This is a genomic window from Lysinibacillus sp. G01H (assembly GCF_028872195.1).
GTDB classification, from domain to species: domain Bacteria; phylum Bacillota; class Bacilli; order Bacillales_A; family Planococcaceae; genus Lysinibacillus; species Lysinibacillus capsici.
Genome location: NZ_CP118397.1, coordinates 858,734 through 879,348, shown reverse-complemented (window position 1 = coordinate 879,348; position 20,615 = coordinate 858,734). Strand labels below are relative to the sequence as shown.

At 37.4% G+C, this 20,615-nt stretch carries 20 protein-coding genes and 1 riboswitch; of the genes, 10 read left to right on the top strand and 10 right to left on the bottom strand.

Annotated elements, in window-relative coordinates; translation table 11 throughout:
• The first annotated feature begins 213 nt into the window (after positions 1–213).
• From PSR12_RS04215 to PSR12_RS04205, 3 genes are all read left to right on the top strand, one after another.
• The gene (locus PSR12_RS04215; RefSeq protein WP_009371221.1) at positions 214–1,476 is read left to right on the top strand and encodes a dicarboxylate/amino acid:cation symporter; all 1,263 of its coding nucleotides are present in this window, start codon (positions 214–216) and stop codon (positions 1,474–1,476) included.
• Between the two features lie 176 nt (positions 1,477–1,652).
• Positions 1,653–1,856, top strand: coding sequence for a hypothetical protein (locus PSR12_RS04210; protein WP_274771763.1), 204 nt, complete (start codon positions 1,653–1,655; stop codon positions 1,854–1,856).
• Between the two features lie 114 nt (positions 1,857–1,970).
• On the top strand, positions 1,971–2,513 hold the full coding sequence (locus PSR12_RS04205; protein ID WP_274771761.1) for a GNAT family N-acetyltransferase: 543 nt from the start codon (positions 1,971–1,973) through the stop codon (positions 2,511–2,513).
• Positions 2,514–2,550: 37 nt separating this feature from the next.
• Here PSR12_RS04205 and PSR12_RS04200 read toward each other — a convergent pair whose 3' ends face one another.
• From PSR12_RS04200 to PSR12_RS04165, 8 genes are all read right to left on the bottom strand, one after another.
• Positions 2,551–3,531 carry a S66 family peptidase gene (locus tag PSR12_RS04200; protein ID WP_274771759.1) on the bottom strand — a complete coding sequence of 327 codons (981 nt, stop codon included), beginning with the start codon at positions 3,529–3,531 and terminating at the stop codon, positions 2,551–2,553.
• Positions 3,528–4,043 (bottom strand): GNAT family N-acetyltransferase, encoded by a 516-nt coding sequence (locus PSR12_RS04195; RefSeq protein WP_221679626.1) that lies wholly within the window; start codon positions 4,041–4,043, stop codon positions 3,528–3,530. The genes PSR12_RS04200 and PSR12_RS04195 overlap by 4 nt, the downstream gene beginning before the upstream one ends.
• A gap of 18 nt (positions 4,044–4,061) precedes the next feature.
• Positions 4,062–5,027 (bottom strand): S66 family peptidase, encoded by a 966-nt coding sequence (locus tag PSR12_RS04190; RefSeq protein ID WP_274771756.1) that lies wholly within the window; start codon positions 5,025–5,027, stop codon positions 4,062–4,064.
• Between the two features lie 16 nt (positions 5,028–5,043).
• The gene (locus tag PSR12_RS04185; RefSeq protein WP_274771754.1) at positions 5,044–6,147 is read right to left on the bottom strand and encodes a GNAT family N-acetyltransferase; all 1,104 of its coding nucleotides are present in this window, start codon (positions 6,145–6,147) and stop codon (positions 5,044–5,046) included.
• Positions 6,148–6,279: 132 nt separating this feature from the next.
• Positions 6,280–6,759 carry a hypothetical protein gene (locus PSR12_RS04180; RefSeq protein WP_257521240.1) on the bottom strand — a complete coding sequence of 160 codons (480 nt, stop codon included), beginning with the start codon at positions 6,757–6,759 and terminating at the stop codon, positions 6,280–6,282.
• Positions 6,760–6,765: 6 nt separating this feature from the next.
• Entirely contained in the window at positions 6,766–7,428 is a 663-nt protein-coding gene (locus tag PSR12_RS04175; protein WP_004224679.1) for a potassium channel family protein, read from the bottom strand.
• A 141-nt stretch (positions 7,429–7,569) separates the two neighbouring features.
• Complete coding sequence (locus tag PSR12_RS04170) at positions 7,570–8,025, bottom strand: TlpA family protein disulfide reductase (RefSeq protein WP_004224678.1); 456 nt, start codon at positions 8,023–8,025, stop codon at positions 7,570–7,572.
• Positions 8,026–8,172: 147 nt separating this feature from the next.
• Positions 8,173–8,715, bottom strand: a complete 543-nt coding sequence (locus PSR12_RS04165; protein WP_004224676.1) for a peroxiredoxin — start codon at positions 8,713–8,715, stop codon at positions 8,173–8,175.
• 406 nt (positions 8,716–9,121) lie between these two features.
• On the opposite strand from PSR12_RS04165, the gene PSR12_RS04160 reads away from it, so the two are divergent.
• The 7 genes from PSR12_RS04160 (at position 9,122) to thiW (ending at position 15,964) form a co-directional block, all read left to right on the top strand.
• Positions 9,122–9,664: a helix-turn-helix domain-containing protein gene (locus PSR12_RS04160; protein ID WP_004224674.1), complete on the top strand. Its 543-nt coding sequence runs from the start codon at positions 9,122–9,124 to the stop codon at positions 9,662–9,664.
• Positions 9,665–9,681: 17 nt separating this feature from the next.
• Positions 9,682–10,788 (top strand): ABC transporter ATP-binding protein, encoded by a 1,107-nt coding sequence (locus PSR12_RS04155; protein ID WP_004224673.1) that lies wholly within the window; start codon positions 9,682–9,684, stop codon positions 10,786–10,788.
• Positions 10,778–11,587, top strand: a complete 810-nt coding sequence (locus tag PSR12_RS04150; protein WP_257521239.1) for an ABC transporter permease — start codon at positions 10,778–10,780, stop codon at positions 11,585–11,587. The genes PSR12_RS04155 and PSR12_RS04150 overlap by 11 nt, the downstream gene beginning before the upstream one ends.
• Complete coding sequence (locus tag PSR12_RS04145; RefSeq protein WP_257521238.1) at positions 11,584–12,381, top strand: ABC transporter permease; 798 nt, start codon at positions 11,584–11,586, stop codon at positions 12,379–12,381. The genes PSR12_RS04150 and PSR12_RS04145 overlap by 4 nt, the downstream gene beginning before the upstream one ends.
• Positions 12,378–13,451 (top strand): ABC transporter substrate-binding protein, encoded by a 1,074-nt coding sequence (locus tag PSR12_RS04140; RefSeq protein WP_221679615.1) that lies wholly within the window; start codon positions 12,378–12,380, stop codon positions 13,449–13,451. The genes PSR12_RS04145 and PSR12_RS04140 overlap by 4 nt, the downstream gene beginning before the upstream one ends.
• 547 nt (positions 13,452–13,998) lie before the next feature.
• Complete coding sequence (locus PSR12_RS04135) at positions 13,999–15,195, top strand: MFS transporter (RefSeq protein ID WP_274771748.1); 1,197 nt, start codon at positions 13,999–14,001, stop codon at positions 15,193–15,195.
• A gap of 66 nt (positions 15,196–15,261) precedes the next feature.
• Positions 15,262–15,369, top strand: a riboswitch (TPP riboswitch).
• A gap of 94 nt (positions 15,370–15,463) precedes the next feature.
• Positions 15,464–15,964, top strand: a complete 501-nt coding sequence (thiW, locus tag PSR12_RS04130; RefSeq protein ID WP_257521237.1) for an energy coupling factor transporter S component ThiW — start codon at positions 15,464–15,466, stop codon at positions 15,962–15,964.
• Between the two features lie 317 nt (positions 15,965–16,281).
• Here thiW and PSR12_RS04125 read toward each other — a convergent pair whose 3' ends face one another.
• Positions 16,282–18,879: a VWA domain-containing protein gene (locus tag PSR12_RS04125; protein ID WP_274771747.1), complete on the bottom strand. Its 2,598-nt coding sequence runs from the start codon at positions 18,877–18,879 to the stop codon at positions 16,282–16,284.
• Positions 18,863–20,608 carry a vWA domain-containing protein gene (locus PSR12_RS04120; RefSeq protein WP_257521235.1) on the bottom strand — a complete coding sequence of 582 codons (1,746 nt, stop codon included), beginning with the start codon at positions 20,606–20,608 and terminating at the stop codon, positions 18,863–18,865. The genes PSR12_RS04125 and PSR12_RS04120 overlap by 17 nt, the downstream gene beginning before the upstream one ends.
• Positions 20,609–20,615: the final 7 nt, after the last annotated feature.

Sequence of the window (20,615 nt, the reverse complement as noted above, 5' to 3'; positions counted from 1 at the left end):
TGTTTTTGTATTATAACAATAATTAATGAACTATAGCGTACCATAACAGGGAGAGTTATTGATATTACTATATTTATATGTAATTGTAAGTAAATGTACTTAATGAACGATATGTTTCTTATTTTCTAAATCTCTTTTTTTAAGAAATATTCGCTATGATACTTTTAGTGAAAGCGATATCAAAGAGAAAATTTAGAAAAGAGGTAGCAAAAAATGAAGTTACTGAAAAATTTGACTGTTCAGGTTATAGTGGCGATCATTCTTGGGATTATTGTTGGAGCCATTTTTCCCGAGTTCGGTGCCAGCTTGAAAATCTTAGCAGACCTATTCATCAAATTAATTAAAATGTTAATTGCCCCTATAATTTTCCTAACAGTCGTTATTGGAATCGGCAGTATGGGAGATATGAAAAAGGTCGGGAAAATCGGAGGAAAGGCATTGCTTTACTTCGAAATAGTTTCCACAATTGCATTAGCAATCGGAATTGCTGTTGCTTTAATCGTAAGTCCTGGTACAGGCTTGGATACATCAGGTGCATCTGATGCTGATATTTCAAAATATACAACTGCTGCAGCTGAATCTGAGCAGGGCTTGGGTGCCTTCATTTCTAGTATTATTCCAGAAAATGTAGTTGGTGCATTGGCAACAGGTCAATTATTACCAGTCCTATTCTCTGCTGTTTTATTTGGCCTAGCAGCTGCCTCAATAGGCGCACCCGCAAAACCAGTCATCACATTCTTTGAGCAAGTAGCAGAGATATTCTTCAAGATTGTAAGTATGGTTATGAAAATATCACCAATCGGAGCTTTTGGTGCAATGGCCTATACAATTGGGAATTTTGGTTTAAAATCTTTAGGTAATCTAGGTTTATTAATGGCTGCTGTATATATAACAATGTTTTTATTTGTTGTCTTTATTTTAGGTGCCATTGCAAAGTTCTTTGGATTCAACATCTTTAAATTTATCGCTTATATCAAAGATGAGATTTTCTTAGTAATTGGGACTTCCTCTTCTGAATCAGCTCTGCCATCTATGATGCGAAAGCTTGAGAACTATGGTTGCTCGAAGCAGGTTGTAGGTTTAGTCATTCCTACTGGGTACTCCTTCAATCTAGATGGGACTTCCATCTACCTGTCCATGGCTGCATTGTTTATCGCACAAGCATATGGAATGGAGCTAACTTGGATTCAAATCATTACACTGCTCGGAATTTTAATGATTACTTCTAAAGGTGCAGCAGGTGTAACAGGCTCAGGTTTTATTACATTAGCAGCAACTTTGGCTGCCTTCCCAATGATACCAGTGGAAGGAATAGCGCTGTTAATCGGTGTAGATCGCTTTATGTCTGAGGCTCGTGCTGTAACTAATTTAATTGGTAATGGTGTAGCTTGTGTTGTCGTGTCAAAATCTGAAAAAGAGTTTGATATAGCTATGGAAGAACGTGCACTTCAGGGAAAGACCACTATTTCTTCCTAAGAAAAATGGTAGGAATGATAGCCATCTCTGTTTCACTACACTCTTTATCATTCAAGTAAAAGCTATGTACTTATGGTTTGGCGCTGACAACAAACAATTAGCTTACACTATCACTCAAAATAAAATGTTTACACTCTAGTAAAAAAGTGAAAGTTAATAGTAAGAGGTGATAGTGAATGAATGATAATAAACAGGCAAAAACACGTAATACGAATAACCCTGATGTATTGGATACAGATAAAGAAAGCATTTTTGATAAACACGAGGACATGAAAACAGTAGATCCAATACCTGTCGAAGAATTGAATGAAAAAGTAAAAGATGAAAAACATAAAACCAAAACTAAGGATTCCTCAGCAACAGATAAGCGCTATCCATAATGTGAAGGTGAAATTTTTAATAATAGTGCTACAAAAATGAATAAATAAAAAAGTCGACCTAATTCATTATTATGGGTCGATTTTTTATATACTATTTGTTAAAGTAGGTAAATCATGAGTAACATACCAATTATGAAAACGGAGAGGTTACTATTAAGACCTATTACACATAAGGATTTAGAAGCAATGTTTCACTACTCTTCCCGTGAAAATGTGGCGCGTTATGTGACATGGCAAGCACACACTAGCTTAGAGGACACAAAGGCTTTTATGGCATTAATATTTGATGGTTATCAGCAAGGCAATCTGATGTTATGGGGTATTGAATATGCAGGCACAATTATTGGAACGATTGATTTTGTGACGATTAATGACACCCATAAATACGCGGAAATTGGCTATGTGCTTTCTGAGGATTTTTGGAATAAGGGGTTCACAACAGAAGCAACAAAAAAACTCATTGACTTCGGATTTAATGAATTAGATTTAGTACGTATCCAAGCACGATGCTTTGAAGAAAACATTGGCTCACAAAAGGTTATGGAGAAGTCAGGTATGCAGTTTGAAGGGTTATTACGGAAAAGTATGCTTGTTAAGGGACAATACCAAAATGTAAAAATGTACGCTATCACTGATGATGATTATAGGAACCTCTAGAAAATAAAGCCTTGCTACGATTTGCAAGGCTTTATCATTACAACCATCTTTCCAAACAGTATATCTTTTTAGCTGTGGCATCTATCCTTACTCGTTTGCCTATCGCAATTGGATGCATAGGATGTGTATGACAAATATCCACCTCTGCTAATATAGGAATCTTTATTCCATCCAATTGTTCAAGTAGAATATCATATGGCTGTCGACCCGTTCCTAAATCATCGTAGCATTCATGTTTCCCCAAAATAATCCCACTAACTTTGTCAAAGACACCATGCAATTTTAGCATTGCAAAATTCTTTTCAACAACAGCAGCATTTTTTAAGCAGTCCTCCACTAATAAAATATCACCTTCCACAATTTTAGGGAAATACGGCGTACCAATAAATCCATACATGGCATTGGCATTCCCACCAATTAACCTTCCTTCAGCAACCCCACCCTGAATCGCTAACCATTCATTCTTTTTGAGTTTTTTATCCACTGTCTTCTCAAGCCAATTAACAGGTTCATCCGACCAATAAGAAGGCATTGGGATTTCGTAAGGTAATGCTTGGGGTTTAAAGAAATAATGCTCAAAAAATTTGAAGGTATCATTTACTAATGGTTCAAACTCACCAAAGGAAGGTACGAGGGCTGGACCATAAAAAGTTGAAATACCCGTCTTTGCATAAAGTGCCAGTAGAACGGCCGTTGCATCCGAATAACCTACGACCATTTTGGGATGTTGACGAAAAGCCTCATAATCAATATAAGGTAGCATGCTATTGGCATTGGTGCCTCCTATTGTAGACATAATCATATCCACATTTGGATTGCGTAATAACTCATTCAATTCTTCTGCTCTTTCTTTTGGCGAACCTGAACGATAATAATCGGATTTACCAGTTAGAGAACCTGTCACGATTCGAAAATTTTTATTCTCGAGAAATGCTTTAGCACGTTCATATCGTTCCAAAGCCGTCACCGTTGCTGGGGAGGACGGTGAATAAATGCCGATGTTTACTTTTGTAGTCATACGTTAGTTCCTTTCCCAATCAATAGTTTTGACATATAGTATTCATTAATATATTGTCCATCTACATACAGCGAAGCCCGCTTCGTTCCCTCAATATCAAAGCCCATTTTCTTATACAAAGCAACACCAGCCTCATTATTTTCCATGACGGTTAATTCTAGACGATGTACACCATTCTCCATTGCCCAATTTTCTACGTGTTGAAATAAAGCCGTTCCAATTTTTCTTCCTCTATAGTCACTATGTATGCCTATGACAAGATAAGCACGGTGAGCAATTCTTTTCGGCTCATTGCCTTGTACAATTAAGTACGCCACAACCTGCTCATCCATTTCAGCTACGAACAAAGCTGAGTGGTGACTATGATATAGCTTGTCTATATACTCCCCAAATGGCTTAGGTGCTAAATTGCGCTCACCTGGTCCAAATAACATAAAATTTGATGCCTCTGCATTTGTCATAACAGCTATAATTCGTTCACTGTCATGTCGGGTTGCTTCTCGTATGATCATGTTGAACACGCTCTCCTTCTAAAATATAGTCACCTGAATCCTCAATTCTTTTGTATTTATATGGACATTGCCACCGATAGGGAATGTAAAAATCGGCTGTGTATGACCAAAATCCACATCATATAATACAGGGATAGCTTTTAATAGTGGATGCTTGTCTAAAATAAAATGTAATTGTTCTTCTGTCATCGCAGAAGCTCGTTGAAATCGACCTATTGCCAATCCTTTAATTATAGTCGTTGCTTGCAATAATGACGTGAGATCACGTGCAAAAATGGCAGGATTCACAAGCTCATCATCCTCTAAAAATAAAATACAATTCGATAAATTAGGCATGTAAGCTGTTCCTTGCAATAAATTTAACGTACATAAATTACCACCATAAAGCTGCCCACTCACTGCGCCTTCCGAATAGACCTTCCAGCTGGCTGCCTCAAAATGACGATTTTCCTGATCAATATACCATGCATCATCACTCCAAATACTAGACGCAACTAGAGAAAATGGATTCTTCTCCATTAAACATTTTTGAAAATAGGAAAGCTGATATTTTTGTGCTTGCACCATACGAAAGCTAGAAAAATGTGGCCCTGAATAAGTGATAAAATCGCATTTTGTAGTAATAGCTGTAGCTAGGGCCGTGATATCACTAAACCCACAAAGTATCTTCGGATTTTCAGCAATCATTTGATAATCTAAATAAGGTAAAACTTCATTACAGTTGTATCCACCAATCACCGTTAGTATCGCCTTCACTTGTGGATCCCGAAAAGCTTCATGTATATCCGCAACACGGTGCATGATGGAGGAAGAGTGCTGCAAATCACATTCAAAAATGTGGGCACCAAATGATACGTGAAACCCTAATCTTTCCAATATGATCTTCGTTTGTTCAACCATCTCTACTTTTAAAACTTGGGCACTTCTACTTGGAGCAATAACACGAATCTCATCACCCAGTGTTAGTTTTGCTGGAATTCTCATACTTTCTTCATCCCTTCTAATAGCTTTGAATTTTAGCTACTAACCTTTCATTCCTAAAATGAAGTGTCTCAGTATCTATGAGTGTGTATTCTTGTAATGTGGGATGATTTTCTATCCAGCGATCAAATGCATACCTTCTCTCCTGATCATTATAATGAGGACAATAGATACCTGATAATAGCCCTAAGCCATTCCATTCCTCGAAATCATCATAAGTATTTTCACTAAAGCATTTTTCAAACCAGCACATTGCCCCAGCACTGATGCCAGCTAATATAATCCCTTTTTGATAAACTTCCTTTAACAATTCATCAAAACCATATTCTCGCCACTTTTCAAGAAGATAACCTGTATTCCCACCACCCACATAGATAATATGCTGCGCTAATAATTTTTCTCGAATGCTTCTATCACGCATATCTTTTTGCAAAATATGGGTTGCTTCACAATGATGGAATGCTGCATAAAACTTCTCGATATACCCTTGTGCATCATTACTTGCTGTGGGAATAAAACAAATTTTAACTCGTTCATTTTTCTGAGTTTGTCGTAAAATGTACTCATCGATAAATGAAGGGGTCTGCTGAGAAAACCCACCGCCTGATAGGGCAATGATTTGTCTTATCGGTTCGTTATTTTTACTTAATTCATAGACAGCTTGTTCCTGCCCAAATCTTTCTAACATCTGTACATTCTTCATTCCTAATTTTTCAAGCAAGCGACATGATGCCTTGTTAGCTGTTTGTGTTTCTGCCACAATAGATTCTATATTCAGATAATTCAAACCATCCTGAATTACCTGCGTTAGCACTTCAAAAGCTAACCCCCTCCCCCAAAACTGAGGTAAAAATTGATAGGAAAGCTCATACAACTCCTTATCATGGTATTCATCGATCGAGACAAGACCTATAAATTCACCTGTCTCCTTTAAAGTAATATATAAATATGTATTAGGAAATGGCGCTTCTAGCATGCCTTTAAAAGATGCTTCTATATAGCTGTTTGATGGAACACCCCCGAGATAAGTTCGAACTTGTTTATTAGAGTAGAGTTTTTGTATATCTGTAAAATGCTCTGGTTGTAATTGTTCGATTATACAATTAGTTGACATGATTTTCATTACATCTAGCCCCCTTCTTTATGTCAAAGTTTAATCTAACTCTCTCAATGAAATCAAATATTTTTCCAATTTTTTCTTAAAAATAGAATAAAAAAGTAGTGACCAGCATGAATTGCTGTATCACTACCTGCATTATTGGTCGTATTGTTCAAGTAATCGTTGCGTGTTGGTCGATTGTTCGAGTACCTTTTTCTCTTTTGCCCAATAAATCAAATATTGTGCATCACCCATACGAAAAACCATTTGCTGCAACTCTTCATCAAGTTCAGAACTAATAGCCACTTTTAATATTTCTACCTCATAAAGAGGCTTATCCTTCATTTTATAAATGATATGATATACAGGCTTTTCTTCAAAAATCGTTCTTTCCTTTTTGGAAAGCTTCCTTACATGACTTAATGGATATTTCTCAATAAAGTCTTGTGCTTCTTCGCCTGTAGCACGAAATAGTGATTGATCTCCTTTGAATAATTCAATGTGGTCAATTTCTGTGGCATGATCTAGAACAAGAGAAATTGCTTCATCTTCACTTTTTTCTCTGTTTTGCATAATAAAAGCACCAACTAATAAAATACCAGCGAATATAACAAGTCTCCATCTGCGTTTCGTCATTTGCTCTTACCCGTTCAAGGCCTTTTTAACAAAGCGATTTATATCAACATCAGCACCTATAACAAGCATAATATCTCCTAATAAAATCTTGTCACTGGCCTGTGGAGATACGATAATATCAGCCCCACGCTTTATTCCTACAATGTTGATGCCATATTTAGCGCGAATATCTAAATCCATAATGGAATAGCCAGCAATCGCATCATTAGCCTTTAATTCCATAATGGAGTGTTCATCTGATAGCTCTAAATAATCTAGAACAGTATTCGACAACATATTATTAGCAATACGAATACCCATATCTCGCTCAGGATGGACGACAAAATCTGCGCCAATTTTACGTAAAACCTTTTCATGGTAATCGTTTTGAGCCTTTACTGTAATTTGCTCAACACCAATTTCCTTCAAAATGATCGTTGTTAATATACTTGCTTGTATATCTTCCCCAATTGCTACAATCACGTGCTCAAAATTACGAATACCTAATGAATTCAACACCGATTCATCGGTTGAATCTGCAATAACAGCTTGTGTAGCAATGGAAGCAAACTCATCTACACGCTCTGAAGAATGATCAATTGCCATTACCTGTGCGCCCTGACTCATTAATTCACGAACAATACTGCCTCCAAAACGTCCAAGCCCTATGACTGCAAACTCTTTTTTCATCATAAAAATCCCTCCGAAAACTACTATACCACCATTGTAGCCTATTCTCTGCTATATGTATTGTCAAAACAAGAGCCAATTTGTCAATGGTGGACAACAAAAAAGACGAGGATCTCAATCCCCGTCTTCACCATATCATTATTATTCAGCGTTACGCATCTCATCTAAAACGCGGTTTACACGCTTTTCTAGCATTTTCATACCACTACCACCAGCTTGCATATGACGCAGCTGTCCATCTTTATCGAACACAAAATATGCTGGAACATATTGGTTTTCAAAAGCATCTGTTAGCTTCATTTCACTGTCTACAAAGATTGGTTGCACAATATCATGCTCTGCTGCTACTGCTTTAATTGTATCTAAATCAGTATCTGCCTCAGAACGTGGCATATGTACTGCTACAACGTTTAATTCATCTTTATATTGATCGCGGAAATTGTTCACATCTGGCATTGCTTCTTTACATAAATGACAGCTTACTGACCAGAAGTGGATTAATGTTGGTTTTTTGCCTACTAATTCTGCTTTAGTTACTTCACCATTTAACCAAGTCGTTGCGCCAACTAATTCAGGCATTTGTTCACGAAGTTTCATAAAAATCCTCCTCTAAAAGATCGTTTGTCTTCAAATATTTAGATAACGGGGTAAAAAAACTCTTTCCCAAAACAAAAATTCATTTAAAAGTCCCCACAAGCTTGTCGTGGGGACTTTTAATTTTTCGCATAATCGACTCTATTTAGATTATAGAGTTGCTTGGCCTGGACGCCAGTTAGCTGGGCAAAGACCACCAGTTTGTAGTGCTTGAAGTACACGTAGTGTTTCATCAACATCACGTCCGATGTTGTTATCAAATACTGTTTGGTATTTTAATTCGCCTTCTGGGTTGATGATGAATAAACCACGTAATGCGATACCTTCTTCTTCAATTAATACACCATATTCTTTAGATACTTGATGGTTTGTATCAGCAGCTAATGGGTATTTTAATTCACCAAGACCATTTTGCGTACGGTCTGTGTTAATCCATGCTAAGTGTGTATGGATTGTGTCAGTAGAAACACCGATTACTTCTGCATCTAAGTCTTCGAACTCGTCATAACGATCGCTCATTGCAGTGATTTCAGTTGGACATACAAATGTAAAGTCCATTGGATAGAAGAAAAGAACTGTCCATTTATCTTGTGCTTTAATATCTTCTAATGATACTTTACCAAATGATTTGTCTGAAAGTACTGCTTCCATTGTAAAGTCAGGTGCTTGTTTACCTACCATGCGTTCTGCCATAATAAATCCCTCCAAATAAATATGTAGTTTATATATTCCATTCGCACTAGCGAACTCGTCTTCTACGATAGCAGAGTAACCGCAGTTTTTCAAACAAGTAAACTCCGCCCGTTTGGATGATTGAAATGGATTGACAAAAATTCGTCAAATCCACAACTGGAATTATAGTTATTGTCTATCTACAAGCTATTTTTGACAATAATATTCTACACTATTCAAAATTTTTCTCACTTTCATTTATACCCCATTTTTTAACTTTTTATAGCTATTTTTTTCACGAAAAACGATTGCAAATTTTTTTTTATTATGTATAATTGTAATGGTTTTAGTAAACTAAAAGTTTCGTTAAAGTAAACTTCATATTTCAAAAGTTTATCATTGCTAAACTTCTCTTAGGAGGGAAAAGATGCAAATAGGAGCAAAAATTAAAGCGCTTCGTTTAAAAAAGGGTCTTACCCAAGAGGAACTTGGAGAACGTACAGATTTAAGCAAAGGTTATATTTCCCAATTAGAACGGGATCTAAACTCACCTTCAATTGAAACATTATTTTCAATATTAGAAGTATTAGGGTCAAGACCCAAAGACTTTTTTGATGATGAATCACCTGAACAGAAGGTTGTTTATACAGAGGAAGATCAATCTACCTATACAGATGAAGAAAAAAAATATGAAATTCAATGGCTGATTCCTACTTCGAATGAAAAAGAGATGGAACCCATTTTCTTAACCTTTGCGGCAGATGGCGAGTTCAAACAGTTTGAGCCTTCGCTTTCTGAAACATTTATTTATGTAGTTAAAGGGCGTATTCGTCTCGTTTTAGGGAATGAACAGTATATCGCAAGTGAAGGTAACGCACTTTATTATGACGCGACAGACCATCATCAGATTTTTAATGCACATGATGATGAAACAAAAATTTTACTTGTCGCAACAGATTCTTATTTATAGCTTAAGGAGGCGCATCCATGACAACCAATTCAATTATCCGCTTTGAAAATGTTTCAAAGTCATATAGCGACGGCACCGTCGTTTTAAAAAATATCAATTTGGAGCTTGAAAAAGGGAAATTTTATACACTCCTTGGTCCATCAGGTTGTGGTAAAACAACCATTTTACGAATTATTGCAGGATTTACGGAACCTACAACTGGAAATGTATTTTTCCATGATAAAAAGATTAATGCAGTTCCTGCCAATGAACGTCAAGTTAATACTGTTTTTCAGGATTATGCGCTGTTCCCTCATTTAAATGTGTTTGAAAATGTCGCATTTGGCCTACGTATTAAAAAGCTTCCTGAAAAGGACATAAAAGAGCGTGTAGCTGAAGCCTTAAAGTTTGTCAATTTGGCAGGGTATGGTAACCGCGAAATATCTGAAATGTCTGGTGGACAACGACAACGTGTCGCGATTGCACGTGCCATTGTCAATGACCCTGAAGTAATTTTACTGGATGAACCACTTTCAGCTTTAGACTTAAAGCTACGTACAGAAATGCAATATGAGCTACGTGAATTACAACAACGTCTTGGCAAAACATTTGTCTTTGTTACACATGATCAAGAAGAAGCACTTGCCATGAGTGATGAAATTTTTGTCTTAAGTGAAGGACAAATTCAGCAATCAGGTACACCAGTGGATATTTATGATGAACCGATTAACCGCTTTGTTGCTGATTTTATTGGTGAATCCAATATTGTACCTGGCGTGATGATTGAGGATTTCAAGGTTGAATTTGCTGGCAATGTTTTTGAATGTGTTGACCAAGGGATGAAGCCAAATGAAAAAATAGATATTGTCATTCGACCAGAAGATTTAGAAATGACAACAATTGATAAAGGCAAACTTGTGGTAAAAGTGGATACACAATTATTCCGAGGGGTACATTATGAATTATCCACATATGATAAAGATGGTAATGAGTGGCTAGTCCATTCATTGAAGAAAGCAGAAGTAGGGACTGAGATTGGCTTAGACTTTGATCCTGAGGCGATTCACGTAATGCGCTTAAACGAAACAGAGGAAGAGTTTGATAAACGATTAGAATCGTATGGAGACGATGAAGATGCAAACTAAAACATCGAAACCAGCGTTATTTCCATATGTGTTATGGATTGCCTTGTTCGTTATCGCGCCAATTGCACTCGTTGTTTATTATTCCCTGCTTGATTTACATGGCAACTTTACGCTCGATAACTACAAAGCGTTCTTTTCTTCGGTTTACTTAAAGATGACTTTGAGCTCGTTTTGGTATGCATTTTTAATTACATTCTTTACACTATTAATTTCATACCCAACTGCTTATTTTTTAACGAAGACAAAGCATAAACAACTTTGGCTTCTACTTATTATTATTCCTTCATGGATTAATCTTTTGTTAAAAACATATGCCTTTATCGGCATCTTTGGGTTATACGGGCCTATTAATGCATTTATCGAAGTATTTGGCTTTGATCCAAAGCAAATGCTCTTTACCGATATTAGCTTTGTCTTTGTGTCGGTCTATATCTTTATTCCATTTATGATTTTACCGATCTTCAATTCTTTAGATCGTTTAAACCCAACACTCATTTATGCAGCACGTGATTTAGGTGCTTCGGCTTTTACAACCTTCCGTCGTGTTGTTTTACCATTGACAATGGATGGCGTTAAATCTGGTATTCAAGTCGTCTTTATCCCTGCCCTATCCCTGTTCATGATTACTCGCTTAATTGCAGGGAACCGTGTCATTACTCTAGGCACAGCGATTGAACAGCAATTCCTTGTGACACAAAATTGGGGTATGGGTTCCACTATTGCTGTATTCTTAATTTTATTCATGGTGATTATCATGCTAATTACGGGACAAAAGGATAAAGGAGGTCGCGTACGATGAACAAACTATCTGCTTCAGCCAAAGTCTATTTAACAATTGTTTTTATCGTTCTCTATGCTCCAATTTTCTATTTAATCTTTTACTCGTTTAATAGTGGCGGCTCCATGAATAATTTTGAATCCTTTACTTTGGAGCATTATCAAGCTGTTTTTGAAGATTCGCGTCTTCTTGTTATATTAATAAATACGGTCATCGTGGCATTACTTTCTGCTCTCATTTCTACTATTATTGGTACGCTAGGAGCAATTGGAATTGTGACGGTAAAGGATTCTAAAATGCGTAATACTTTACTATCCTTAAACAATGTCTTAATCGTCAGCCCAGACGTTATTATCGGGGCTAGTTTCTTAATTTTATTTACAATGGTAGGCATTAAACTGGGCTTTGCATCTGTTTTATTAGCGCATGTCGCATTTAGTGTACCGATTGTTGTATTAATGGTTTTACCAAAGCTACTAGAAATGAATAACTCATTAATCGATGCAGCATTAGATTTAGGAGCAACGAAAAAGGACGTTATGATGCGTGTCATTCTTCCTTATATTCAGCCAGGTATTTTTGCAGGCTTCTTCCTTGCCCTTACGTATTCATTAGATGATTTTGCCGTGACATTCTTTGTAACAGGTAATGGCTTTAGTACTTTATCCGTAGAAATTTATTCAATGGCCCGTGCAGGAATTTCTCTAACGGTGAATGCAATTTCTGGTTTAGTATTCTTTATTACTGTTTTAGTTGTTGTTGGTTATTATTTCATTACTAGTCGTACGAGTAAAAGAATGGAGGGGCAACGATGAAGTCATTAATTCAAGCTACCATCGCCATCCTTGTCGTTTCAGCCCTTTTATTCTACGCGGCTGATGCCTTAAGTGCTGGTGGCGGTAAAAGTGGAAAAGACACGTTAACCATCTTTAACTGGGGAGAATATATTGATCCTGATTTGTTAAAAGAATTTGAAAAAGAAACAGGCATTCATGTTATCTATGAAACATTCGATTCCAATGAAGCTATGATGACAAAGATTCAACAAGGCGGAACAGCTTACGATATTGCTGTCCCTTCTGAATATATGATTGAGAAGATGAAGGAAGAAAAATTATTGATTCCTTTAGATAAGAAGAAAATCCCTAATTTAAAAAATATTGATCCTTACTTTTTAGATTTACCATTCGATGATAACAATAAATATTCTGTCCCTTATTTTTGGGGAACAGTAGGTATTGTCTACAATCCAAGCCTTGTTGGAGACTTAGACTTCTCCTCTTGGGACGATTTATGGGACCCTTCTTTAAAGCGAAAAGTCTTTTTAGTAGATGGTGCGCGTGAAGTCATTGGCATGGGCTTAAACAGTCTTGGCTATTCTCTGAATTCACTAGATGATCAGGAACTTCGTGAAGCTACTGATAAATTAATCACACTCGCACCAAATGTAAAAGCGATCATTGGAGATGAAATTACACCGTTAATGATCAATAATGAGGCAACCGTTGCCCTTACATGGTCTGGCCAAGCAGCTGACATGATGTATGAAAATGAAGAGTTAGACTTTGCTGTACCTGAGGAAGGCTCAAACTTATGGTTTGATAATATGGTCATCCCAAAAACATCGAAAAATATTGATGGTGCCCACGCCTTTATTAACTTCATGCTAAGTGCTGAATCAGGTGCTCAAAATGCCGATTTTGTAGGCTACTCTACTCCTAATATTGCAGCCATGGACTTGATGGACGCAGAAGTTGTTTCTGACGAACGCTACTATCCTTCTGAAGAACAACGCGATACATTAGAGGTCTACAAAAATTTGGGACCTGATTATTTAGGGAAATACAACGAATTATTTTTAGAATTTAAAATGAGTATCCGGTAATTAAACTAGCGAAATGGTTTTCACACCAATTCGCTAGTTTTTTCTCTGCCTATCTAACTTTCTATTAAATAAGAAAATTTTCAATCGACTATTTGTATTATTATATTTAGAAAATATTTTATCTAAATTTTAATAGATGCTCACATCATCTGTTATGGAAAAGCTTTACCTATAGATTTTTTCATCGAACCTGCATAAATTTATATTTTCTTTATCCATTGTATTAACAATAAATAAGCCATAATAATTTTGATGCCACTACTATAACAGTCGCTACAATTTATAGACCATTACAGACAGACTCACAAATTTTTTAATTCTCCTTTTATAAGAGAAATCCATCGATTGTTGCTCGATTCTATAGTTCTTCTCCCTCAATTTTTATGACTAACATGTATTATTTCATCATCCTTAGGTACGCAGATGAAAACTTTTGTGGAAAACCATTCTAAATATAGAACCAGTACGATAATCTTAACTATTAGCCAAGCAATAATTCTTTATGATAGACTGTACTATATTTGATTACAAAAAGGGGGTTCATTCGATGACCCAGCAAAAGTCCAATAAGGCGGCTTTGTATATTTTAATGTTTAATATGTTTATCGCAATGGGGAGTATTGGCATTATTATTCCTGTCATGCCAGAGTATTTAAAAATATTTGGTGCAGCAGGACAAGTTCTAGGTATGCTAATCGCAACGTTCGCCTTAGCTCAATTCGTATTTTCTCCTATTGCTGGGAATCTTTCAGATCAGTACGGTCGAAAAAATTTAATTATTTTCGGTCTTATCGTAACAGGTCTTGCACAAATCGGATTTGGCCTTGCTACAGATGTATGGATGCTCTTTTTAGCACGATTTTTAGGTGGTCTAGGTTCCGCATTTGTTGCACCTCCTATTATGGCTTTTGTCGCTGACGTCACAACCTATGAAGAACGCGGGAAAGGTATGGGGATGTTGGGTGCCGCCATGTCTCTTGGCTTTATGATCGGACCTGGTATTGGAGGCTTTTTAGCAAAGGTAAGCTTACATTTCCCATTTTTCACAGCTGGAGCTGCAGCCATTGTAGCATCTATTTTATCTTACTTTTTATTACCTTCTACCCAACCAAACACTGCGCAACAGAAACAAAAGCAAGACAATCTGGCGAAGCAAATGGCTCGTTCCATACATATGCCTTATTTTGTTATGCTCATAATTATGCTGGTGTTCTCGTTTGGAATTGCAAATTTCCAAACGACATTGTCATTATTTGTGACAGAAAAGTTTAATTACACACCTGTAGATATAGCGATTATATTAGTTGTTGGTGGTGCTTTTGGAGTAGTAGTACAAATGTTTATTATTACACCACTGTTCAATCGTTATGGTGAAATGAAAGTAGTACTAGTTAATTTGTTTATTGCATCCGTTGCTATTTTCTTAATATTATTTGTTTCTGGCTTTGCCCTTATATTAGTTGTAGCAACAATTTTCTCTACAGCAACGACATTAATTCGTCCAGCTGTTAATACACTCATCTCAAAACTTGCAGAAAAAGAGCAGGGATTTGCTGCGGGCTTGAATAATGCCTATATGAGCCTTGGGAATATGATTGGACCCGCTTTGGCAGGTTTATTATTTGATTGGAATATGAATAGCCCCTATATTTTTGGTTCTATCATATTATTAGCTTGTTTCTTCCTTGCGCTCATCTGGACAGTGAAAAAAGCACCTCATTTAATGCATCCCGATCCAAAATAGTCTGAAAAATCATTGACTATTTTTAACAGTATGTTACATTATTGTTGATTCACTAAATTGAATAATCTTAACCACTAGGGGAGTCTTTAAAAGGCTGAGACGTATATGGTAATATACGGACCCTTTGAACCTGATCTAGTTCACACTAGCGGAGGGAAGTGGCGCTACTTGCTGTTGTCACTATATACATGCAAGGCCGCTTCCTATTGTTTAAAGGGGGTGGCCTTTTTATTTTTCCTCACCAACTTTACCAAAAGGAGTGAACTTTATGTCAATTCGTAAATTAACAGTCATGGCTTTATTAGTAGCCATTGCTGTTGCAGGCTCTACTTTCGTATCCATCCCAACAGGAATCGCACGTGCTTACCCCGTTCAGCATGCTATTAATGTGATAGGAGCGATTATACTTGGACCCGTACCAACAGTTATAGTTGCCTTTGTCACTGCCATCATTCGTATTTTTACTGGAACAGGCTCTCTACTAGCTATCCCTGGTAGTATCATCGGTGCGTTCTGTGCTGCCCTTGCCTATAAATATAGCAATAAGATGTGGTTAGCTGGTATCGGAGAAGTTATCGGAACTGGCATTCTGGCTTCACTTATTGCCGTCCCTTACGCAAAATTATTCATGGGAACATCTGTAGCAGCATTCTTCTTCCTACCAGCCTTTTTAACATCAAGTACAATCGGCGCCATTTTAGGTGTAATGGTTGCGAGTAGCATGCGTAAAACAGAGCTAGTAAAGAGGTTTAATTCTTCTCTTTATTGAGAGGGATTGGAGGGTTTTATCTCTCTTTATGATCGGTGATGACTTTAGTTAGAGCGCTTTTCTTCCCTTTATGAGCGAGAATACCTCTACTTAGAGCGCCTTTTTCCACTTTATGAGCGGCAATGGCTCTACTTGGAGCGCTTTTCTACTCTTTATGAGCGGCAATGACTCAACTTAGAGCGCCTTTCTCTCCTTATGAGCAAAGAGCCCACTTTTTAGATCATCTTACCCGCTCTAACAAAGGGGACAACTCTCTATTCAAACAATATAAAAAAGCAGTGCAAAACTATTAAGTTTGCACTGCTGCTTCCTCTATTTTAAGATCGTTTTTTCATGCCTTTTAACAAATGTGCTACATTTGTGTCTTCTGCCTGTAGAGTTTTTTCCTCAACCAGCGGCTCTTTTTTCTTCGTATTCGTTAGGAAATTCCAACCAAAACGTCTTATGGTAATATCAATAAAGAAAAGAAGCATACTCGCTAAGAGTAGCCATGTGGCAATATTTTGCCGATCTGCTCCTTTTGTCGTAAAGTCACGGAAGACATCTTGTGGTTCCTTTAAAACAGTGCCTCCTGTTCGCTGAGTTAACTCTTCTATCAGTTGGTTATTTACAGGGAGTAGTTCGTATTCAGCACTATAAGGAACACTTAGCCCTGCCTGATAGATGGCCTGCTTTTCATCTGCTACACGGAAGAAAATTAATCCAGGTTCAGCTTGTACTACAGCTCGAACTTGGGATGCGGAAATGGTTTCAAGTTGTGTTTCTAGCTCCTCCCCTGCTTCATTTACTGCAACAATGTCTAAAAATGCAGCTTCATTTGTAGGGTCTGTAATCATAAAGGAACCATCTGCTTCCAATCTTACATCATAGGCTACATCATTGTAGCTTGGTAGCATTTGAGAAATAAGTGTTTGCCAAAATACTCCCCAATTTTTCCATCTTGCCCAATCTCCTGTCCATTTACCCGTTGAATCAGATGTAAAGGCAAATGTTTTACCAAGACCATATTGCCACTGCGCTAACACAGGATCTTCCTTTTCGCTTTCTGCTACGACAGTAGCCCCCTGTTTTGCCGTTGTCCCAATGTATGCATTCATTTGTGGGACACCATTAGCAAACAGTACGTTCCATCCTGCTGCATTATAAATTGCAGGGTAAAATGGATTGTCCTCAATATAGGTGCGGGAAATCATAGCAGTTTCACGAGATAAAATAGAAGGAATGGTTTGCTCATCTATGACATCATAGAAACGTCCACTGCCCATGTCACTAAGCGCTTCTAATAAGTTCGCATCGGCATCTTGTCCAATCGCTACTGTCGATAAGGTTATACCATCTTCTTTTCCTTCAGTAATTAAATCCTCATAGTTCCCTGCCTGTGACTGCCCATCTGTTAAGAGAATAATATGCTTACGTTGGAGCTTTAAATCAGCAAGGTTCTCGTAGGCTTTAGCTAATGAACTATAGATTTCTGTTCCCCCACCAGGTGTTACTGATAAAATAGTATCCACAGCCTCTTCTTTACTGCTAAGAGGCCCTGTCTCTATAATCTCCCATGGACGATCATCAAAGGCGATGAATCCTAATGTATCCTCGTCTCGCAACATCTCAACAGAACGTGCCGCTGCTTCCTTAGCAAGCTCAAGCTTCGAGCCTTGCATACTGCCAGATCGGTCAAGTACAATCACTAATCCTAAGGAAGGTAATTGCTCTTTGCCCTTAATTTCCATTTCCACTGGCAATAAGGTTTCGATCGGTGTTTTAAAGTAGCCGCCTAGACCAAAACTATTTTCTCCACCAACCATTGTAAAACCAACTCCAAAGTTTTTGACTGCTTGCTCAATAACACTCATTTTTGCTTCACCCACTAAATGACCTGGTACATTGTCGAAAATAATAGCATTATATTGCAAATAGCTGGATAGTTCATTTGGTAGACTGTTAGGCGCTACAACATCATAGGCAATGGATTGACTACCAAGTGCTGCTGCGATGGGTGAAGCTGTTTCATAACCATTAACGATTAATAAATGTGGTTCACTTTGAACCATTGTGACACTAGTTAACTTATTGTTTTCAAAAATAGCATCCTGACCAACTTGAACAACGGCTTCATATTTTACAAGTCCTTCAGCTGTTGCTGCATGTTTATAGGTAAACACATTCGTGCCTTCTGTCAGCTCAACTGCCTCTCGATGAATAAGCTCATCATTTTCATATAATAACAGCTCACCTTGGCCTGCTGAGGTTGCATGTATGTCTGTCACTAATTGTTGTTGCTCTCCAACATAAGCCACTTGAGGGGATACAAAGCTTTTTAGTGATACATCATTGACAACTGGTTGACTAAAAGGCTTAATATCAACACTAATATTGGAACCTTTCAACTTCGTAGCAAATTCTAAAGCATCTCCCTTTGTCTCATTACCATCTGTTAATAGCACAAGACGAGTTGCTTTTTTAGGATCTATAATCCCTGAAGCAAGCTGTAAACTTTGTTCTATATTCGTTTGATCGGTAGCTTTGATTTCAGTTAGTTTTGGTACTTCCTTTAATGTTTTAGACAAAATAGCTTCTGTTTGTAAAGTAGAGGAAAATGAATAAATGCCCGCAAGTTGTGGTTCTTTTTTTGATTGTAGGCTCTCCTGTATAAACTGAACCATCTCATCTTCCGTACCATTCATAGAAGCAGAACGATCTACTAAATAAACAATTTGTTCTTCTTTTATTGGTAATAATAGATAGGGACCTGCGAGTGCAAAAACTAAACAGCCTGCTGCCACTATGCGAATAGTAAGTACAACAATATGACTTCTTTTGAGTCGCTGCCGCTCATGAAAGTATGTCCATCCAAAATACAAAAATAAAGGAAGGAGTAACAACAATACTAACGGCATATCAATTCGTAAATCCACGACGTCGTTGCACCTCCCACTCTGAAACAAGCAATAGTAAAATAATCACAATTAGCCAAGGCACGAAAGAGGTCATCGAAACTTCTTCCTTTCCGTTGTCTGAGATATCACCTATTGTAAAGCTTGTTCCTTGTTCAATAACACGTTCTTGGGCTTGCAATTGCACAATCAATTGTTTTTCCTCATTATTTGAGCGTACCATATAAATGCCTGGCTGTTTGGGCGCAGTTAGCATACCCTTGGTAACAGACGAAAGAAATTCGTCTTCCTGCGAATAAACATTCCAGTCTCCTTGCGCTAAAGCAACTGCACGTTGTTCATTGGGTGAAAAAATCCCAAGTGACCCAACTGATTCTGTTAGCTGCTGTTCTGTACTCCATAAAAATAGTGGGAATGATGGATGTAAGGGCCAATCTGTATCAGCAATATCCGCTAAAACAACGATATCTCCTTTAGGGGAGCGTTGGATGAATGGCTCTTCTCCAACAGAAGCAATCGTTTCATAGTCCGCAAAGCCAGGATAAACAGCACTAACATAAACATCCTTTAGTTCACTAAATGCAAATAATGCATCACTTCTAGTGCTTACCGTCCCATTCGCATCTACTTTTTCTGCATCATCACGACCAAATAATACGAGGGGGTTGTCCATCTTTTCCAATAAGGCTGATTGGTTTGTGATTATTGTAGCATCTTGATTGTCAGCTACTTGCAAGGAAGGGACGATTTTTACGCCACTACTAACTGTTTGAAAACCTTTTTGTATCAGTTGATGCAAGCCTTGATCAACAATAATTTTTGACGTAGTCGTTTGTAGTAATACTGTTTGTTGATTGTCTATGTCATAATCATCTTTTGCATCAATAATAGCTGTCATGGATTTTGCTAAAGGCAAATCTTTAAATGTTTTCGTAATGGCTTCATTTGGAGGCACAACGACACTTTCTGCTACTAGCTCCTCACCCTCTGCATTATTCAATGCGAGTGTTACCTTTTGCTCGGTATTTGTATCATTATGGAGTTGTACAAGTGCCAGCGTAGCTTGTCCATCTGTCGTAGCAGCAAAGCGTGTAATAGCGATATTTGTTAAGTCTTTTGTAGCACCTCTTACTAGCCATTTCACAGAATCCTTGTCCATCGGTAATTGCTTTTTATCAAGTGTATCTGTAAAAACATAGATAGAAGTTGGTGTATCGCTCACAAATGCCTGTGCTACATCCAGCGCCTTATTCATTTCAGCAGTTTCATAGGTTACTTGTAAATCTTGAATAGCTTTTTTTATTTCACTCGTGTTGGTTTCTTGCTGTAAAACAGCTTTTGGTGTAGCGCCAGTTGTAATTAATGTGACAGGTCGACCATTCAATTCATCCATCAAGTTCAGCATTTCCTGTTTATGAGCGTCAAAGGTTGATTGCTCTTTGCCTGCCAGCATTGTGGCTGAAGTATCTACAATAAATATGGTTTGTGCACCTACAATGGTTGATTTTTTTATATAAGGATTCATTAATGCCAAAACAAGTAGCAGTAAAGCAAGCAGCTGTAAATATAGTAGGGCATTTTTTTGTAAATGCTTTAAATAAGGCGATACTCGAGTTTCCTGCATAATCTCCGACCAAAAAAGTGTCGAAGAAACAGTTTGTTCTGTATATTTTTTTCGAAAGAAATAATAAAGTAGGACAATGACCGGGATGATGGCCGTCCAGCTAAATATAATTTGACTAAAGCCCAATACGGCT

What these genes read in the sequence shown, in the direction of transcription:
- PSR12_RS04215 (WP_009371221.1), top strand. Translation starts at nt 214, where the DNA reads ATGAAGTTACTGAAAAATTTGACTGTTCAGGTTATAGTGGCGATCATT.
- PSR12_RS04210 (WP_274771763.1), top strand. Translation starts at nt 1,653, where the DNA reads ATGAATGATAATAAACAGGCAAAAACACGTAATACGAATAACCCTGAT.
- PSR12_RS04205 (WP_274771761.1), top strand. Translation starts at nt 1,971, where the DNA reads ATGAGTAACATACCAATTATGAAAACGGAGAGGTTACTATTAAGACCT.
- PSR12_RS04200 (WP_274771759.1), bottom strand. Translation starts at nt 3,531, where the DNA reads ATGACTACAAAAGTAAACATCGGCATTTATTCACCGTCCTCCCCAGCA.
- PSR12_RS04195 (WP_221679626.1), bottom strand. Translation starts at nt 4,043, where the DNA reads ATGATCATACGAGAAGCAACCCGACATGACAGTGAACGAATTATAGCT.
- PSR12_RS04190 (WP_274771756.1), bottom strand. Translation starts at nt 5,027, where the DNA reads ATGAGAATTCCAGCAAAACTAACACTGGGTGATGAGATTCGTGTTATT.
- PSR12_RS04185 (WP_274771754.1), bottom strand. Translation starts at nt 6,147, where the DNA reads ATGAAAATCATGTCAACTAATTGTATAATCGAACAATTACAACCAGAG.
- PSR12_RS04180 (WP_257521240.1), bottom strand. Translation starts at nt 6,759, where the DNA reads ATGACGAAACGCAGATGGAGACTTGTTATATTCGCTGGTATTTTATTA.
- PSR12_RS04175 (WP_004224679.1), bottom strand. Translation starts at nt 7,428, where the DNA reads ATGAAAAAAGAGTTTGCAGTCATAGGGCTTGGACGTTTTGGAGGCAGT.
- PSR12_RS04170 (WP_004224678.1), bottom strand. Translation starts at nt 8,025, where the DNA reads ATGAAACTTCGTGAACAAATGCCTGAATTAGTTGGCGCAACGACTTGG.
- PSR12_RS04165 (WP_004224676.1), bottom strand. Translation starts at nt 8,715, where the DNA reads ATGGCAGAACGCATGGTAGGTAAACAAGCACCTGACTTTACAATGGAA.
- PSR12_RS04160 (WP_004224674.1), top strand. Translation starts at nt 9,122, where the DNA reads ATGCAAATAGGAGCAAAAATTAAAGCGCTTCGTTTAAAAAAGGGTCTT.
- PSR12_RS04155 (WP_004224673.1), top strand. Translation starts at nt 9,682, where the DNA reads ATGACAACCAATTCAATTATCCGCTTTGAAAATGTTTCAAAGTCATAT.
- PSR12_RS04150 (WP_257521239.1), top strand. Translation starts at nt 10,778, where the DNA reads ATGCAAACTAAAACATCGAAACCAGCGTTATTTCCATATGTGTTATGG.
- PSR12_RS04145 (WP_257521238.1), top strand. Translation starts at nt 11,584, where the DNA reads ATGAACAAACTATCTGCTTCAGCCAAAGTCTATTTAACAATTGTTTTT.
- PSR12_RS04140 (WP_221679615.1), top strand. Translation starts at nt 12,378, where the DNA reads ATGAAGTCATTAATTCAAGCTACCATCGCCATCCTTGTCGTTTCAGCC.
- PSR12_RS04135 (WP_274771748.1), top strand. Translation starts at nt 13,999, where the DNA reads ATGACCCAGCAAAAGTCCAATAAGGCGGCTTTGTATATTTTAATGTTT.
- thiW (WP_257521237.1), top strand. Translation starts at nt 15,464, where the DNA reads ATGTCAATTCGTAAATTAACAGTCATGGCTTTATTAGTAGCCATTGCT.